The following is a 16086-nucleotide window of genomic DNA, read 5'->3' as shown; positions in this document are numbered from 1 at the left end:
CATTGAGGCGGCTATGGTTGCAGGCCGGACCGATCCCCGGCCTGGAGGGGAAGCAGCGATGCCCGACGACCGCCACTATCCGCCGCAGTCCCCCGTCGCGGTGGGCCTCTCCGGGCGCTGCCCGCGCTGCGGCCAGGGGCGCCTGTTCGACGGCGTGCTGAAGCTGGCGCCGCGCTGCCGGGCCTGCGGCCTCGACTATGCCGATCCCGGCGACGGGGCGGCGATGTTCGTCATCCTGATCGGCAATTTCTGCATCCTGGCCGGGGCGCTCTGGCTGGAATTCACCTTCTCGCCGCCGCTCTGGGTGCATGTGGTGCTGTGGCTGCCGATCGCGGTCATCTATTGCGTCGTGGCGCTGCGCCTGATCAAGGGCGTGCTGGTGGCGCTGCAATACGTGCACAAGGCGGCCGAGGGACGGGTGGAGCCATGACCACCGTCAGGCAGGGCGAGCGATCGTTGCTGTGGCCGACGGCCTTCGCCGTCGCGGCCCTCGCCATCCTGGCGGCGCTGGGGACCTGGCAGCTCCGACGCCTCGTCTGGAAGGAAGGGCTGATCCGCGACGCCACCGAGCGCTCGACCCAGGCGCCGCAGCCTGCCCCGATCGAGGCGGACTGGACGCGGCTCGACCGAACGCAGACCGAGTACCGGCACGTCGCGCTCAGCGGCACCTTCCGGCACCAGGACGAGGTGCACGTCTTCACCGACCTGCCCGACGCCAAGGGGCCGGCCAGGGGCATCGGCTACTGGGTGCTGACGCCGCTGGTGCAGGACGACGGCTCGATCGTGCTGATCAATCGCGGCTTCGTGCCGAAGGGCCGCGAGGACCCTGCCACCCGGCCCGAGGGCCAGGTCGGCGGGCGCGCCGCCGTCACCGGGCTGATGCGCTGGAGCGAGGAGCGCAACCTGTTCACGCCGGCCGACACCCCGGCCAAGGGCGAGTGGTACACCCGCGACACCGCGGCCATCGGCGCGGCCAGGGGCCTCGATCGGGTGGCGCCGTTCTATGTCGACGCCGATGCGAGCCCGCCCGGCGGCCTGCCGCAGGGCGGCGAGACCCGCCTCGTCTTCCCCAACCGGCACCTGGAATATGCGCTGACCTGGTACGGCCTCGGCGGGGCGCTGGTCGCGGTCTACGGCGTCTTCGCCTGGCGCCGCTGGACCGGGCGGTAGGCGGGCCCGATCCCGCGGCTGCCCCTCAATCCGGATCGATCGCCCGCCGCCGTCGCCCGAGCGGGCTCAGCGGGAATGCTCCCATGTCGTCGGTCCAGGGGTCGAAGACGACCGCACCGCTGTGGCGCAGGGCCTTCCCATTGCGCGAGACGAGATAGAGACCAGCCTCCATTGCGGTGGCGGCCAGCAGCATGTCGATGACTGGCGGTGGATGACCGGTCTCGCGTCTCACTCGCCCGGAAATCTCCCCCCAGCGACGCACGGCCCGGTCGCCGAGCGGCAGGATACGACCGTCGAAGCCGGCCTCCAGCGCGTCGCGCATCGCAATGTATCTGCGACGGCGGGGATCGTCGTCGGCGAGGTTCGCAATGCCCTTGTCGTATTCCGCCAGCGTCAGAACGCTGAGAAAAAGGCAGGTCTCGTCAACGCTGCTCCCCACGCCTTGACGCTTGGCGCGCCGTTCGGCGCCGTCAAGGATGCGATCACGTTGGTGTCGAGCAGCCAACCGATCACAGATCGATGTCCCGGCCGCGGTCGCGATCGCGTTCGAGATCGAGTCCCTCGACGTAGAGGCTCTCCATGAATGCGACGAAGGGCAGCCGTGCCTCCTCGTGCGGCTGCAATCGCTCGAGCTCGGCCACGTCGATGATGGCGACGGCCGGCTCGCCGCGCACGGTGACATATTGCGGCCCTTCGTCGCGAGCGCGCCTGACCACTTCGCTGAACCGCGCCTTGGCATCCTCCAGCTTCCACGTGTCGGGATGCCCGGGCGTGGCGGCGGCCCGGAAGCCCGAGCGTTGCACCCGGGAGGATCCCGGCCTTGCCTTCGGGCCGCCTGCGCCGGGCCGTTCCCTCCTCGCCATGCACCGTCCTCCTGACTAGCTGGTCAGATCACAACCCGTCGCCGGCCCGATCGCCAGCGGGATGTGCGGTTCCCGATCGTAGCGCCCATTCCGCAATGCGGGACGCGTCGCGCGCCATTGGGCCGGCGCCGAGATGGTGCAGGGCGACGACACCGTCGGTCGAGGGTGGACCGGCTCCCTGAGGACAAGCCGTCTCGGCCTCACCTGCGCCGTGGCATGCCGGCGGCGGCCGTGCCATCGTCCGAATCGCCGGGGGGCGGCAGGCTGACAAGGCGATGGTCGAGCGACGGCTGGTGTTGACCGGCGATTTCCTGCGCCCCTTCCCGATGCCGTCCGGCTGGGAGAGCGCCACCTGGAAGAACATCCGCTGGCTTGACGGCATTGTCGGCACCGCGGCGCGGCTCGCCGGCTTCGAGGTCTCCACCGTGTCGTGGGACGAGCGCCTCGGCGTCGATGCGGGGTATTTCGATACGCCCGCCGTCTATCGCGCGCTCGGCCTGCCGCTCTCGACCGACGGCTGGGCCCGCCTCGCCGGCCTCGCCGAGATCGACGCCGAACTCGCCGACGCGCTGCTCGCCCCGTTCCGGGACAGCCTGGTCGTCGGCTACGAGATGCCCGACCTGCTGCTCGCCCTGCTCGATGAGGCCGGCATCGCGGTCGTCGACCTCGTTCTCCATCCTCTGCGCTTCCTGGACGACCTCGTCTTCGCGCTGCGGACCAACCGCCCCGAGATCCATGCCCTGCTCCTGGCCAACGAGCTCGACGCGGAGCTGCCGGCGCTGAGCGCCGGACGCATCCGCAGCAAGGCCGCATGGATGGCCCCGCCCCTGCCCCTGTCGCCGGGCACGGTGCTCATCCTCGGCCAGGTCGCCCGCGACCGCGCGGCGCTGGATGCCGAGACCGGCCGCTTCGCCCATCTCGGCGAGCACGGCGCCGAGCTGCTCGATCTCGTCACGGGCGCCTCCATGGCCCTGTTCAAGCCGCACCCCTACGACCATGCGGCCTCGCCGTCGCAGGTGGCGATGCGCGCCTTCGGCTCGGTCCAGCGGACGGAGGCCAATCTCTACCATCTCCTGGCGCAGGACGAGGTCGAGACGGTGGTGGCGCTCAATTCCAGCGGCCTCGACGAGGCGGCGGTGTTCGGCAAGCGTACCGTCTGGCTCAGGCCGCCGCTCTATGCCTTCGGCCGGACGAGCCCCGGCCCGGCAGGCGGCTTCGGCGAGGCGGTGCCGCAGGACGGCGCCTGGACGGAGCCCGCCTTCTGGCGGCTCCTGGCCGCCGGCACCGCACAGCCGGCCCCCCCGATATCCGGCATGCCGCGACCGAACCGGCTGCGGAAATCGATGAATGCCGACTGGGGCTTCGGCGCCATCGACAGGATCCTGGCATGACCGCGGATTTCCAGGACGTCCTGGCGCTGATGGAGGAAGAGCGCCTGCCGGACGCCGCCGCCCGGCTCGACGCGATCCTCGCCGCCACGCCCCTGAACGCGGAGGCCCACATGCTGCGGGCGGTGGTCACCGCGCAGCGCGGCGACCGCGCGGCCGCGGTGCGGGACCTCTGGCGCGCCCTCGCCATCGCGCCCGACCTCGCCGGCGCACGCGCCGCCCTGGGCGATCTCCACGTCGAGGATCTCGATCCCGTGCCCGAGGCGCGCGACTTCGCTCTCGACAGCGGCGAGCGGCAGGTCGCCACCCGGATCGAGGAGATCCGCGCCGACCACCGGGCCCGCTATGTCTTCGCCGCGCGCTTCCTGCGCGATCAGGCGGCGCCCACCCACGAGAAGACCGGCCTCGACGTCTTCACCGGCAACGGCTACGGCGCCCGCCTCGTCGCCGGCAGGGCGGGATGCCGCATGATCGGCCTCGACGGATCCGCCGACGCCGTGGCCCAGGCGGAGGCAGCCTATGGCAGCCACCGCGTCGTGTTCCGGCAGGCCTATTTTCCCTTCGGCCTGCCGGCGGACAGCGTCGATTTCGCCATCGCCTTCGAGTCGGTCGAGCATGTCGAGGACGCCGACGGATTCCTCGCCACGATCGGCGCGGCGAGCCGCGGCCCGATCCTCTTGTCCTTCCCGCTCGAGACCGGCCTGCCCTTCGCCGCCAACCGCGATCTCTTCCGCTATCACGTCAGGCATTTCACGCTGCCCGAGATCGCCGACAGGCTCGAAGCCCGATGCGGGCGGCGGATCGTCGCCGCGCAGGGACAGAAGGCCTACCGGCTCCAGCAGGGGCGCCTCGCCGGGCTGCTGCCCGCGTCCGAGATGACGCTGGCGCCGGTCGAGCCCGACAGCCAGTTCGCGGTCGTCGCCGCGGCGTAGGCGCGGATCAGACGCTCCAGCTCGGCCGGCTGCGCACCCGCTCGAGCCAGGCCTCGACCCGGGGCAGCGACGGCGGCACCGGCACGCCGAAGAAGTCGCCGAGCCAGGACACGACCGCCGCGGTGATGTCGGCGACCGAGAAATGCTCCCCCGCCAGGAAGGGCCGCCCGTCGGCCATCTCCCGCTCCAGCCAGGCCCATTTGCGCGGCGCCGCCGCGCGCTCGGTCTCGGCGAAGGCCGGGAACTGGGTGAGGCGGTTCGCGAACATCGCGTGGGAGTGGAGCGCGATGTTGCCGACCGTGCCGAAGAGCTCGATCTCCGCCCGGCGGTTCCACATCTCGACCAGGCCGCGCTCCTTCGGGCCGGCGCCGAACAGCGGCGGCTCGGGCTCGAGGGCGTCGAGATAGCGGCAGATGGCGATGCTCTCGGTGATGACGCTGCCGTCGTCGAGCTCGAGCACCGGGATCTGGCCGAGCGAATTCAGCCTGAGGAAGTCGGGGCGCCGGTGCTCGCCCGTCATCAGGTCGACCTCGACGCGCGGCAGGTCGATGCCCTTCTCCGCCATGAAGATCCGCACGCGGTAGGAGTTCGGGCCGATGCCGCAATGCAGCCGGCCGGCATTCGTAAGCTGTCGCATCGCGCCTTCCCTTCCCGAAGCGGCATGATCGCCGCACGTCTTTCGGCCTGCGCACCGCATCCGCAGGCGGCTGGCTCAATCGTAGCGCAGGCCGATCTGGGTGACGACCGGTCCGGTCCGGCGCATTCTCGGATCGGCGGAGGAGAAGGTCCGGTCGCCGAGCAGGTCCGCGTCGGCCTGGCGCGCGGAGAAGCGGACCAGGATGTCGCAGCCGGCCAGCGGGCGATCGAGGGCGCCGCCCTTCCAGTCGCTCACCGTGCCGGCATAGTCCCAGCCGAAGCCCAGGAGCTCGAAGGGCCGGCCATTGGCCTTCTCCACCGCCGCCAGATCGGAACCGAGGCCGACGCCCGCCACGCTCCAGCGCGAGACGCCGCCGGGGAGCATGGCAGGGGTGTCGACGGAGGACGGGTTCCGGCTGCCGCGTTTCCAGAGGATCTCGAGCCGGCGGCTCGGGTCGTCCGGAAAGATCACGGTGCCTTTCTGGGTCAGTCCTTCGCCCACACCGATTTCGGCCGGGACCACGTTGCCGGAGCCGAACGCGGCCGCGAGCCGGTCACGGCTGGCGTCGGGCCCGAACAGGCCGCTGCAGGCGAGAGCGGACGGGGCCCCGGCCCGGCCGGGACCGCCGGCGACGATGAGAACGGCCAGAAGAGCCAGGGTCTTGCCAAGCATGGTCCCTCGCGCTGCGTTGCCGCCCGATCATGATCGAGGAGGGCGGCGATGGGCAAGCAGGCGGCGATCCCCGCCTTGCCTGCGAAGGGTACGCCGACTAGTGTGCCGCCGACATCGAGGTTTCTGACTTGCGCTACATCTCCACCCGGGGCGAAGCCCCCGTTCTCGGCTTTTCCGACGCCCTGCTGGCCGGCCTCGCCCGCGACGGCGGCCTCTACCTGCCGGAAAGCTGGCCGCAGATCGACGCCGCCACCATCGCCGGCTTTGCCGGCAAGCCCTATTGGCAGGTGGCGGAACGGGTGATCGCGCCCTTCCTCGGCGAAGAGATCGCGCCGAAGGACCTGCGGGCCATGCTGCAGGAGGCCTATGCCGCCTTCGCCCATCCGGCGGTGACGCCGCTGGTTCAGCTCGACGACAACCTTTTCGTGCAGGAGCTGTTCCACGGGCCGACGCTCGCCTTCAAGGACGTGGCGATGCAGCTGCTCGGGCGGCTGATGGACCATGTGCTGAAGGCGCGGGGCCGGCGGGCGACCATCGTGGGCGCCACCTCGGGCGACACCGGCAGCGCCGCGATCGAGGCCTTTCGCGGCCTCGACCAGGTCGACATCGTCATCCTCTATCCCCACGGCCGCGTCTCCGACGTGCAGCGCCGGCAGATGACCACGGTCGCGGCGCCCAACGTGCATGCCGTGGCGCTGGAGGGCAATTTCGACGATTGCCAGGCGCTGGTGAAGGCGATGTTCAACCACCACGCCTTCCGCGACGAGCTCGGCCTGTCCGGCGTCAACTCGATCAACTGGGCCCGGATCGTGGCGCAGGTGGTCTATTACTTCACCGCCGCCGTGGCGCTGGGCGCGCCGCGCCGCCCCGTCTCCTTCGCGGTGCCGACCGGCAATTTCGGCGACATCTTCGCCGGCTATGTCGCCAAGCGCATGGGGCTGCCGATCGAGCGGCTGGTCATCGCCACCAATGTCAACGACATCCTGGCCCGCACGCTGGAGACCGGCGCCTACGAGGCGCGCGGCGTGGTGGCGACCTCGGCGCCCTCGATGGACATCCAGGTCTCCTCCAATTTCGAGCGGCTGCTGTTCGACGCCCACGGCCGCGACCCCGCCGCGCTGCGCGGCCTGATGGCGAGCCTCTCCCAGTCCGGCCGCTTCGAGATCGACGCGGCGACGCTCGCGGCGATCCGGGCCGAGTTCGACGGCGCCCGCGCCGACGAGGCCGAGATCGCCGCCACCATCGGCCGCACCTGGCGCGAGGCCGGCTATCTCCTCGACCCGCACACGGCGATCGGCGTCGCGGCGGCCGGCAAGACCGCGCGTGACCCGGCGGTGCCCACGGTGGTGCTGGGCACCGCCCATCCCGCCAAGTTCCCGGATGCGGTCGAGCGGGCGAGCGGCGTGCGGCCGGCCCTGCCGGCCCATCTCGCCGACCTCCTCGAGCGGCCGGAGCGCTTCGCCGTGCTCGCCAACGATCTCAAGGCGGTGGAGGACTTCGTCCGCGCCCGCTCGCGCAGCGCCCGGGGCGCCGCGGCATGAGCGTCGCTGTCACGAGGCTGGCCTCGGGCCTCACCGTCGTCACCGATGCGATGCCGCAGCTGGAGACTGCCTCGCTCGGGGTCTGGACCGGGGCAGGCGGGCGCTCCGAGGAGGCCGGCGAGCATGGCCTCGCCCATCTCCTCGAGCACATGGCGTTCAAGGGCACGCGGCGGCGCGATGCCAGGCGCATCGCCGAGGAGATCGAGGCGGTGGGCGGCGACCTCAACGCCGCCACCTCGGCCGAGCAGACCGCCTATTACGCCCGGGTGCTGCGGCAAGATGTCGGCCTCGGCCTCGATATCCTCGCCGACATCCTCACCGATTCGGTGTTCGACGAGGCCGAGCTGGCCCGCGAGAAGAACGTCATCCTGCAGGAGATCGGCGCGGTGGAGGACACGCCCGACGACCTGGTGTTCGACCTCCTCAGCGAGACCGCCTTTCCCGACCAGCCGCTCGGCCGGCGCATCCTCGGCACGCCGGAGACGGTGACTGCCTTCGACCGCGCCGCGATCGGCCGCTATCTCGACACCCATTACCGCGCCCCGCGCATGGTGGTGGCGGCGGCGGGCGCGGTCGAGCACGAGCGCCTGGCCGAGGACGCCGCGCGCCTGTTCGCCTCCCTGCCGCAGGACCCTGGCCCGGCGGCGCCGCCGGCCCGCTATGTCGGCGGCGAGACGGTGGTGGAGACCGACCACGAGCAGGCCAATGTGCTGATCGGCTTCGAAGGCCTGTCCTACCGCCATGCCGACAGCCATGCGCTCGGCGTGTTCACCAGCATCCTCGGCGGCGGCATGTCCTCGCGCCTGTTCCAGGAGGTGCGGGAGAAGCGGGGCCTGTGCTACTCGATCTATGCCTTCCAGTGGGGCTATGCCGATACCGGCCTGTTCGGCGTGTCGGCGGGGGCGAGCGCCGAGGACCTCCACGAGCTGGTGCCCGTCGTGCTCGACGAGATCGCCGCCCTGGCCGCGGCGCCCGGCGAGGCCGAGCTCAAGCGCGCCAAGGCGCAGATGAAGGCCGGCCTTCTGATGGCGCTCGAATCCTCTTCCGTCCGGGCCGAGCAGCTCGCCCGCCACATCCTGGTCTGGGGCCGGCCGCTCACCACCGAGGAGATCATCGGCCGGATCGACGCCGTCACCGCCGAGGACGTCAAGCGCGTCGGCCGGGCGCTGCTGGCGAGCTCGCCCTCGCTCGCCGCCATCGGCCCGGTGGCCGGCCTGCCGCGGCGCGAGGCGATCATGGCGCGGCTGGCCGGTTGAGGCCCGATGTCGTTCCTGCGGCCGCTGTCCTTCTCCGACCTGCTGCCGGCGCTGCACGGTGCCGGGGTCGAGTTGCGCGCCCCGCAGATGCGCCACTACGACGCCTGGGCGGCGCTGCGCAGCGACAGCCGCGCTTTCCTGACGCCGTGGGAGCCGACCTGGCCGCCGGCCGACCTGACGCGCCTGGCCTATCGCGTGCGGCTGCGCCGCTATGCCCGCGACGTGCGGGCCGACGCCGCCTACCCCTATTTCATCTTCCGCGCCGCCGACGGCGCGCTGATGGGCGGCCTGACGCTCGGCCAGGTCAGGCGCGGCGTGTCCCAGTCCGCCTCGCTCGGCTACTGGATGGGCGAGGCCTATGCCGGCCGGGGCCACATGACCGCAGCGGTGCGGGCGCTGGCGCCCCACGCCTTCGGCCCGATGCAGCTTCGGCGCATCGAGGCGGCCTGCCTGCCCAACAACGAGCGCTCGATCCGCCTGCTCGAACGGGTCGGCTTCACCCGCGAGGGCTATGCCCGCTCCTATCTCTGCATCAACGGAGAGTGGCGCGACCATCTGCTCTACGCGCTGCTCGCGACGGACCCCTTACGATAACCCGGTATTAACCCTGCTCTTTTACCTCTCGCTAACGACGCTTCACGCGTCCGGGAGAGCGGGAGTTGGTGCGGCGGATATGTCTCCAGAGGGGACTGGCGGCGGGCGTGGCCTTCGCCGCGGGGCTGATGCTCGGTCCCGCCCTGGCGCAGACCGACCCGTCGCTGCGGGGTGCCCAGGACGACCAGCCCCTGACCGTCCAGGGCCAGGTGACGCTCGTCCCGCCGCAGCTCGGCCTGCCCGCGCTGCAGAAGCCGGCGAATGTGCGCCGCATCCGCGCCACCCCGGACGCACCGCTGCGCGACGTCGACCCCGATCCGAATGCGCCGGTCGCCCCGGTCTCGACCGGCGATGCCGCCGCGGCCGCGCCGATCGGGTCGCCGACGCTCGACACGCCGCCCCAGCCGCCGCGCCGCCGCAAGCGCCCCGAGGACGATCCCTACGGGCCGCTCGGCCTGCGCGCCGCCTCCTTCCTGCTGAAACCCTCGATCGAGGTCGATTTCGGCTATGACAGCAATCCCGGCCAGGCGACCGGCAAGGTCAAGGGCGCGAGCTATGTCCTGGTGACGCCGCGCCTCGACTTCAACTCGGACTGGGACCGGCACGAGCTGCGCGGCTCGATCCAGGGCAGCTATGCCGATTATTTCGGCCAGAACAGCGAGAACCAGCCCAAGCTCAACGCCACGCTGGACGGGCGCGTCGACGTGACGCGCGACACCGCCATCGACGCGGAAGCCCGGTTCAACCTCGACACGCTGCGCCTCGGCGATCCCAACGCGCCCGCCAATGCGGTGTCGCGGCCGCTCACGCTCTCCTACGGCGCGACGCTGGGCGTCACCCAGAAGTTCGGCGACGCCTCTGTGCGCCTGAGCTCGACCGTCGACCGCAACACCACCGAGGGCGACCCGACCTCCAACTACGACGCCTACGGCCTCGCGCTGCGCGGCGCCTACGAATTGTCGCCAGGGCTGAAACCCTTCGTCGAGGTCTCCACCGACTGGCGCGTCCACGACGTCGATGCCGGCCGCGATTCCAACGGCGTCACCGGCAAGGGCGGCGTCACGCTCGACCTCGACGGCCTGATCACCGGCGAGGCCTCGGTGGGCTATTCCGCACGCCAATACGACGACCCGACCCTGCGCGACCTCAGCGGCCTGATGGTCAGCGCCTCGCTGGCCTGGGCGCCGACGGCGCTGACCACGATCAAGCTGAAGGCCGGCTCCGAGCTGGCGGAGACCACGCTGGCCGACTCCTCCGGATCGGTCAACCGCACCTACGGCATCGAGGTTTCCCACGAGCTCCGACGCAACCTGATCGCCACCGCCTCCGCCTCGGAGCAGGTCGTCGACTATCAAGGGGTGTCGCGCACCGACCGGACCTTCGACGCCACCTTCGGCGTCGAATACAAGCTGTCGCGCGCCGTCTCGGTGAAGGCGACCTATGCCTATGAGCGGCTGATCTCGACCGCCCCCGACTCCGACTACACCTCCAACAGCCTGATGGTCGGGCTGCGGATGCAGTACTGACGAGGGGCCGGGACAGCCTCTCGCGTGGCCCTGGCGACACGACCATGCACAAGCGGCGCCGCCGGCGCGCCGGCTGTGCTAGACTCGGCCCGTGTTGGGACGGAGCGCGACATCGATGCTGCGGGTTCGCTCGGCGATCGGGGCTCTCGGCCGGTCCGTGATCCCCTGTCTCGCTGTGCTCGCCCTGCTCCAGGCCTGCGTCTCCACGCCGCGCCTGGCCTATACCGAGGACGAAGCGAAGCTCGCGGTGATCGAGGGCTTCTCCGGCATCCGCATCTGGGCCGATGCGCCTTCGGACGCCTTCATCCGCTCCTCGCTGCGCCCGGTCCCGCAGCCCGGCAAGCCCTTCACCTATCTCGCCCTGTCCGGCGGCGGCGGCGAGGGCGCCTATGGCGCCGGCATCCTGGCGGGCTGGACCGCGGCCGGCACACGCCCGGAATTCACCATCGTCTCCGGCGTCAGCACCGGGGCCCTGATCGCGCCCTTCGCCTTTCTCGGCTCACGCTATGACGGCATCCTGAAGGAGCTCTACACCAGCGGCATCGCCAGCACCTTCGTCGAAGGCCCCAACCCGGTGCGGGCCGTGTTCGGGCCGGCGCTGTTCAGCCGCGCGCCGCTGCGGGAGGCGGTGAGCCGCTACGCCACGCCGGAGCTGCTCGCGGCCATCGCCGCCGAGCACGCCAAGGGCCGGCGCCTGCTGGTCGTCACCACCAATCTCGACAGCGACCGCGCCATGATCTGGGACATGGGGGCGATCGCGGCGACGCCCTCGCCCAGAGCGCTCGGCCTGTTCCAGGACGTCATCACCGCCTCGGCCAGCATCCCCGTGGTGTTCCCGCCCATGCTGATCGACGCCGTCGCCGGCGGGCACCACTTCCAGGAGATGCATGTGGACGGCACGGTGACGACGCCGGTCTTCACCTTTCCCGACAATTTCCTGCTCAGGCCGGACTCGGCACCGAGGCTGACGGGGCCGCGGCCGCAGCTGTTCATCCTGATGAACAACCGCATCGATCCCACCTTCCACGTCATCGAGGACGTGGCGCCCTATGTGGCCATGCGCTCCTTCTCGACCAAGAACAAGCAGGATGCGCGCGGCATCCTCTCCGCCACCTACGAGCTGGCGCAGCGCAACCATCTCAGCTTCAACCTGACCTATATCGACAAGTCGACCCCCGAGACCAGCGGCACGGGCTTCGACACCGACTACATGCGGGCGCTCTACGCCCATGGCTATGCGAAGGGGACGGCCGGCGACTTCTGGATCCACGCGCCGCCGACCGCGGCCGGAACGCCGGTCGCGATGCGTTGAGCGCGACCGGCGGATCCCGAGCGTGAGCGGGATCGAAGAATCCGCCCGGGCTCAGAGGCCGAGCGCCCTCAGCTCCGCCCGGAGCTCCTCGCCGAGGTCCGGCCGCGCCAGGGCATAGGCGACGTTGGCGACGAGGAAGCCGATCTTCTGGCCGGTGTCGAAGATGCGGCCCTTGAACACCGAGCCGTAGAACTTCTGCGTCCTGGCCAGGGTCAGCATCGAATCGGTGAGCTGGATCTCGCCGCCGGCGCCGCGCTCCTGCGTCTCCAGCAGGGCGAACACCTCCGGCTGCAGGATATAGCGGCCCGACACCGCCAGGTTCGACGGGGCGGTGCCCTTCGGGGGCTTCTCCACCATCTGGGTGATCTCGAAGGCATTGCCGCCGATCTCGGTGCCACGCCCGACGATGCCGTACTGGTGGGTCTGGTCGTGCGGGGCCTCGAACACGGCGATGTGGTTGCCGCCGACCTTGTCATAGGCCTCCATCATCTCGGCGAGGCACCCCTTGCCCTGGCCGTGGTGCAGCATGTCCGGCAGCAGCAGGGCGAAAGGCTCGTTGCCGACGATGTCGCGGGCGCACCAGACCGCGTGGCCAAGGCCGAGCGGCTCCTGCTGCCGGGTGAAGGCGGTCTGGCCGGCGGCGGGCAGCAGGCGCTTGAGCTCCTCGAGCGCCTCGGTCTTGCCGCGCGTCCGGAGCATCGAATCGAGCTCGTAGGCGATGTCGAAATGGTCCTCGATCACGCCCTTGTTGCGGCCGGTGACGAAGATGAAGTGCTCGATGCCGGCCTCGCGCGCCTCGTCGACCACATGCTGGATCACCGGCTTGTCGACGACGGTCAGCATCTCCTTGGGCACCGACTTGGTGGCGGGGAGGAAACGGGTGCCGAGACCGGCGACGGGGAAGACGGCTTTGCGGATACGCTTCATGGCGGGCCTTCTGGAGGTGACGGACGCAGCATGGCGGCGCCATGCCGACCCATGCATATGGACCAGTTTTGCCGCGATGAAAGCCGGCGCGCAATCTCTCCGGGGCCGGCTGGGACTCTTTGCCCCTGATTCGGCTGTGCCGGCCCGGTCGGCGCTTGCCGAAGGCCCGCGCGCCCGGTACTGCTTCCTGACACATTTCGGGGGCAGGTGGGGTCGGGCCGCGCCAGGCGGCCGGCAGCCGGAGATCGTGCGTTGAGTTTCAAGACAGTCATCGCAGCCGTCACGGCCTTCCTGGTCTGCGTCCTGGCGGCGGTCGCACCGGCTTCGGCGCTCGAGCCGGTGTCGGTGACGAACGATGTCGATGCCATCGACCTGTCGCCGGCGGTGCAGTTCTATTCGACGCAGGGCGACCGTATCCAGATCCAGACCGCACCGGGCCCAGACGGCATCGTGCGCCGCATCGAGGTGCGCGCCAAGGAAGCGGGCGCCAACCCCAACTGGATCGGCTTCGCGCTCGCCAACACCACGGACGAGCAGATCGACCGCATCCTGGTCGCGCCGCATTTCCGTCTGGTCGGCTCGGGCCTGGTCTGGCCCGACCTCGGCGCCTCGCGCATCGCCGACATCACGCCGAGCCAGGGCTTCCGGCCGGAGCGCGAGGACGCCAACGACGCCGACGTGTTCCGCATCACGCTCGACCCGGGCTCGCGCATCACCTTCGTGGCGGAGCTGCGCACCGCCAAGCTGCCGCAGCTCTACCTGTGGGATCCCGACGCCTACAAGGACAAGATCAACTCGCTGACGCTCTACAAGGGCATCGTCATGGGCATTGCCGGGCTCCTGGCGCTGTTCCTGACCATCGCCTTCGTGGTCAAGGGCACGGCCATGTTCCCGGCGGCCGCAGCCCTGGCCTGGGCGGTGCTGGCCTATCTCGCCATCGATTTCGGCTTCCTGCACAAGATCCTGGCCATCCAGGCCGACGGCGACCGCACCTGGCGCGCCGGGGCCGAGGCGATCTTCTCGGCGACGCTCCTGGTCTTCCTCTTCGCCTATCTCAACCTCAACCGCTGGCACGTGCGCTACAGCTACGTGCTGGCCGCCTGGCTGGTGGCGCTCTGCGCCCTGGTGGGCCTGGCCGTGGTCGACGCGCCGGTGGCGGCGGGCGTGGCGCGCATCTCCATCGCCACGCTGGCGGCGGTGGGCCTCCTGATCATCATCTACCTCGCCGCCTACGGCTATGACCGGGCGGTGATGCTGATCCCGACCTGGACGCTGCTGCTGGCCTGGGTGGTGGCCGCCGGCATGACCATCACCGGGCACCTCACCAACGACCTGGTGCAGCCCGCCCTCACCGGCGGCCTGGTGCTGGTGGTGATGCTGATCGGCTTCACGGTGATGCAGCACGCCTTTGCCGGCGGAGCCTTCGCGCCCGGGCTGATGTCGGACACCGAGCGCAAGGCGCTGGCCCTCACCGGCTCGGGCGACATCGTCTGGGACTGGGACGTGCCGGCCGACAAGATCTATGTCAGCCCGGAGGCGGACCAGCTCCTCGCCGTCAAGCGCGGCACGCTGGACGGGCCGGCGAGTCGCTGGCTCGAGCTGGTGCACGTGCTCGACCGCGACCGCTTCCGCACCGCCCTCGACGCGGTGATCGACCAGCGCCGCGGGCGGGTGTCCCAGGACTTCCGCATCCGCTCCGGCGACGGCCATTACCGCTGGCTGAGCCTGAAGGCCCGGCCGGTGGTCGGCTCGGACGGCGAGGTGGTGCGCTGCGTCGGCGTCATCGCCGACGTCACCGAGCAGAAGACAGCCCAGGAGCGGCTGCTGCACGATGCGGTGCACGACAATCTCACCGGCCTGCCCAACCGCGAATTGTTCATGGACCGGCTGGAGGCCGCCCTGGCCTTCGCCCGCCAGGCCCCGGAGGCGCGGCCGGCGCTGATCCTGCTCGACATCGACCGCTACAAGAAGATCAACGATTCGGTGGGCCTGGCCGTCGGCGATTCCATCCTGCTGACCGTGGCGCGCCGCCTGTCGCGCCTGCTCAAGCCGCGCGACAGCGTGGCGCGGATCAGCGGCGACCAGTTCGGCCTGATCGTCATGTCCGAGCACGACCCCGCGCAGATCAGCGCCTTCGCGGAGACCATCCGCCGGACGCTGCGCACGCCGGTGGCGGTGGCCGATCGCGAGATCTTCCTCACCGCCTCGATCGGCGTGGTGCTGATCGACGGCGAGGGCGGCATCCGGGCCGAGGAGGCGCTCAAGGACGCCGAAATCGCCATGTACCATGCCAAGAAGCATGGCGGCGACCGTATCGAGGTGTTCCGCCCGGCCATGCGCAGCGACCAGCCGGACCGGCTGGCGCTGGAGGCGGACCTCAGGCGGGCGATCGAGCGCGACGAGATCAAGGTGCTGTACCAGCCGATCGTGCGGCTGGAGGACCGGACCATCGCCGGCTTCGAGGCGCTGGTGCGCTGGGATCATCCCCGGCTCGGCCGCATGTCGCCGCGCGACTTCATCCCGGTGGCCGAGGACAGCGGCCTCATCGTCGACCTCGGCCTCTCCGTGCTCGACAAGACCACGCGCCAGCTCGTCACCTGGCAGCGGCTGGTCGAGAGCGACCCGCCGATCTTCGCCAGCGTCAACGTCTCCAGCCGCCAGCTCCTGCGCCACGACCTGATCCACGACCTCAAGGGCGTGCTGTCGCGCTCGGCGGTGGCGCCCGGCTCGCTGAAGCTCGAGATCACCGAGAGCCTGGTGATGGAGAATCCCGAATACGCCGCCCAGATGCTGATCCAGGTCCGCGACCTCGGCGCCGGCCTGTCGATGGACGATTTCGGCACCGGCTATTCCAGCCTCGCCTATCTCCAGCGCTTTCCCTTCGACACCATCAAGATCGACCAGAGCTTCGTGCGCCAGAACGGCAGCGGCGCGCGGCCGGTGATCCTGCGCTCGATCATCGCCATGGCGCACGACCTCGGCATGGACGTGGTGGCCGAGGGCGCCGAGACCGACGCCGATGCCGCCGAGCTCTTCGCCCTCGGCTGCGAATATGCCCAGGGCTACGCCTTCGGCGAGCCGATGACGGCGGAAGAGGCGCGCCGGCTGATCGCCGGGCCGGTCCGGCTGCGCGCCTGAGGCGCCGCGCCCGGCCGTTCGGGCCCGGTCCCGCCACAAACACGAGCGTCCGCTCTCATCAGATTGGTTTTATTTACGTTTTATAGGCGAGTCCGGCCGTATTTCGTCGGATGAGAAAATGAATGTCCCT

Annotated in this window: 14 protein-coding genes and 1 pseudogene; 10 read left to right on the top strand and 5 right to left on the bottom strand. The window is 70.6% G+C overall.

What is annotated here, in order from left to right; translation table 11 throughout:
* Positions 1 to 58: 58 nt before the first annotated feature.
* Together QO011_RS17070 and QO011_RS17065 are read left to right on the top strand one after the other, a co-directional pair.
* A complete protein-coding gene (locus QO011_RS17070; RefSeq protein WP_307274372.1) occupies positions 59 to 430 on the top strand; it encodes a DUF983 domain-containing protein in 372 nt (123 codons plus the stop codon).
* Positions 427 to 1170, top strand: a complete 744-nt coding sequence (locus QO011_RS17065; RefSeq protein WP_307274370.1) for an SURF1 family protein — start codon at positions 427 to 429, stop codon at positions 1168 to 1170. Before QO011_RS17070 ends, QO011_RS17065 begins: the two co-directional genes overlap by 4 nt.
* 25 nt (positions 1171 to 1195) lie before the next feature.
* Here the strand turns inward: QO011_RS17065 and QO011_RS17060 are convergent.
* Positions 1196 to 1683: pseudogene (locus QO011_RS17060) on the bottom strand (type II toxin-antitoxin system VapC family toxin).
* On the bottom strand, positions 1680 to 1973 hold the full coding sequence (locus QO011_RS17055) for a type II toxin-antitoxin system Phd/YefM family antitoxin (RefSeq protein WP_307274923.1): 294 nt from the start codon (positions 1971 to 1973) through the stop codon (positions 1680 to 1682). The pseudogene QO011_RS17060 and the gene QO011_RS17055 overlap by 4 nt, the downstream one beginning before the upstream one ends.
* 335 nt (positions 1974 to 2308) lie before the next feature.
* Here QO011_RS17055 and QO011_RS17050 point away from each other — a divergent pair, with 335 nt between their 5' ends.
* Positions 2309 to 3424 (top strand): hypothetical protein, encoded by a 1116-nt coding sequence (locus QO011_RS17050; protein ID WP_307274369.1) that lies wholly within the window; start codon positions 2309 to 2311, stop codon positions 3422 to 3424.
* Entirely contained in the window at positions 3421 to 4353 is a 933-nt protein-coding gene (locus tag QO011_RS17045) for a class I SAM-dependent methyltransferase (protein ID WP_307274367.1), read from the top strand. Before QO011_RS17050 ends, QO011_RS17045 begins: the two co-directional genes overlap by 4 nt.
* 7 nt (positions 4354 to 4360) lie before the next feature.
* On the opposite strand, the gene QO011_RS17040 is transcribed toward QO011_RS17045, so the two are convergent.
* Together QO011_RS17040 and QO011_RS17035 are read right to left on the bottom strand one after the other, a co-directional pair.
* Positions 4361 to 4990, bottom strand: coding sequence for a glutathione S-transferase family protein (locus tag QO011_RS17040; protein ID WP_307274365.1), 630 nt, complete (start codon positions 4988 to 4990; stop codon positions 4361 to 4363).
* 75 nt (positions 4991 to 5065) lie between these two features.
* Positions 5066 to 5662 (bottom strand): hypothetical protein, encoded by a 597-nt coding sequence (locus tag QO011_RS17035; RefSeq protein ID WP_307274362.1) that lies wholly within the window; start codon positions 5660 to 5662, stop codon positions 5066 to 5068.
* A 128-nt stretch (positions 5663 to 5790) separates the two neighbouring features.
* On the opposite strand from QO011_RS17035, the gene thrC reads away from it, so the two are divergent.
* From thrC to QO011_RS17010, 5 genes are all read left to right on the top strand, one after another.
* Positions 5791 to 7203: a threonine synthase gene (gene thrC, locus QO011_RS17030; protein WP_307274360.1), complete on the top strand. Its 1413-nt coding sequence runs from the start codon at positions 5791 to 5793 to the stop codon at positions 7201 to 7203.
* On the top strand, positions 7200 to 8459 hold the full coding sequence (locus QO011_RS17025; RefSeq protein ID WP_307274358.1) for a M16 family metallopeptidase: 1260 nt from the start codon (positions 7200 to 7202) through the stop codon (positions 8457 to 8459). Before thrC ends, QO011_RS17025 begins: the two co-directional genes overlap by 4 nt.
* Positions 8460 to 8465: 6 nt before the next feature.
* Entirely contained in the window at positions 8466 to 9053 is a 588-nt protein-coding gene (locus QO011_RS17020) for a GNAT family N-acetyltransferase (RefSeq protein WP_307274356.1), read from the top strand.
* Between the two features lie 107 nt (positions 9054 to 9160).
* Positions 9161 to 10579: an outer membrane beta-barrel protein gene (locus tag QO011_RS17015; protein WP_307274354.1), complete on the top strand. Its 1419-nt coding sequence runs from the start codon at positions 9161 to 9163 to the stop codon at positions 10577 to 10579.
* Between the two features lie 115 nt (positions 10580 to 10694).
* On the top strand, positions 10695 to 11891 hold the full coding sequence (locus QO011_RS17010; protein WP_307274352.1) for a patatin-like phospholipase family protein: 1197 nt from the start codon (positions 10695 to 10697) through the stop codon (positions 11889 to 11891).
* Positions 11892 to 11942: 51 nt separating this feature from the next.
* On the opposite strand, the gene galU is transcribed toward QO011_RS17010, so the two are convergent.
* The gene (galU, locus tag QO011_RS17005; protein WP_307274350.1) at positions 11943 to 12818 is read right to left on the bottom strand and encodes a UTP--glucose-1-phosphate uridylyltransferase GalU; all 876 of its coding nucleotides are present in this window, start codon (positions 12816 to 12818) and stop codon (positions 11943 to 11945) included.
* Positions 12819 to 13070: 252 nt separating this feature from the next.
* Here galU and QO011_RS17000 point away from each other — a divergent pair, with 252 nt between their 5' ends.
* Positions 13071 to 15956 carry an EAL domain-containing protein gene (locus QO011_RS17000; protein WP_307274348.1) on the top strand — a complete coding sequence of 962 codons (2886 nt, stop codon included), beginning with the start codon at positions 13071 to 13073 and terminating at the stop codon, positions 15954 to 15956.
* Positions 15957 to 16086 lie beyond the last annotated feature (130 nt).

It is taken from the genome of Labrys wisconsinensis (assembly GCF_030814995.1).
In the GTDB taxonomy this organism is placed as follows: Bacteria; Pseudomonadota; Alphaproteobacteria; order Rhizobiales; family Labraceae; genus Labrys; species Labrys wisconsinensis.
This window is presented reverse-complemented; position numbering and strand designations above follow the sequence as displayed.

What these genes read in the sequence shown, in the direction of transcription:
- QO011_RS17070 (WP_307274372.1), top strand. Translation starts at nt 59, where the DNA reads ATGCCCGACGACCGCCACTATCCGCCGCAGTCCCCCGTCGCGGTGGGC.
- QO011_RS17065 (WP_307274370.1), top strand. Translation starts at nt 427, where the DNA reads ATGACCACCGTCAGGCAGGGCGAGCGATCGTTGCTGTGGCCGACGGCC.
- QO011_RS17050 (WP_307274369.1), top strand. Translation starts at nt 2,309, where the DNA reads ATGGTCGAGCGACGGCTGGTGTTGACCGGCGATTTCCTGCGCCCCTTC.
- QO011_RS17045 (WP_307274367.1), top strand. Translation starts at nt 3,421, where the DNA reads ATGACCGCGGATTTCCAGGACGTCCTGGCGCTGATGGAGGAAGAGCGC.
- QO011_RS17040 (WP_307274365.1), bottom strand. Translation starts at nt 4,990, where the DNA reads ATGCGACAGCTTACGAATGCCGGCCGGCTGCATTGCGGCATCGGCCCG.
- QO011_RS17035 (WP_307274362.1), bottom strand. Translation starts at nt 5,662, where the DNA reads ATGCTTGGCAAGACCCTGGCTCTTCTGGCCGTTCTCATCGTCGCCGGC.
- QO011_RS17025 (WP_307274358.1), top strand. Translation starts at nt 7,200, where the DNA reads ATGAGCGTCGCTGTCACGAGGCTGGCCTCGGGCCTCACCGTCGTCACC.
- QO011_RS17020 (WP_307274356.1), top strand. Translation starts at nt 8,466, where the DNA reads ATGTCGTTCCTGCGGCCGCTGTCCTTCTCCGACCTGCTGCCGGCGCTG.
- QO011_RS17010 (WP_307274352.1), top strand. Translation starts at nt 10,695, where the DNA reads ATGCTGCGGGTTCGCTCGGCGATCGGGGCTCTCGGCCGGTCCGTGATC.
- galU (WP_307274350.1), bottom strand. Translation starts at nt 12,818, where the DNA reads ATGAAGCGTATCCGCAAAGCCGTCTTCCCCGTCGCCGGTCTCGGCACC.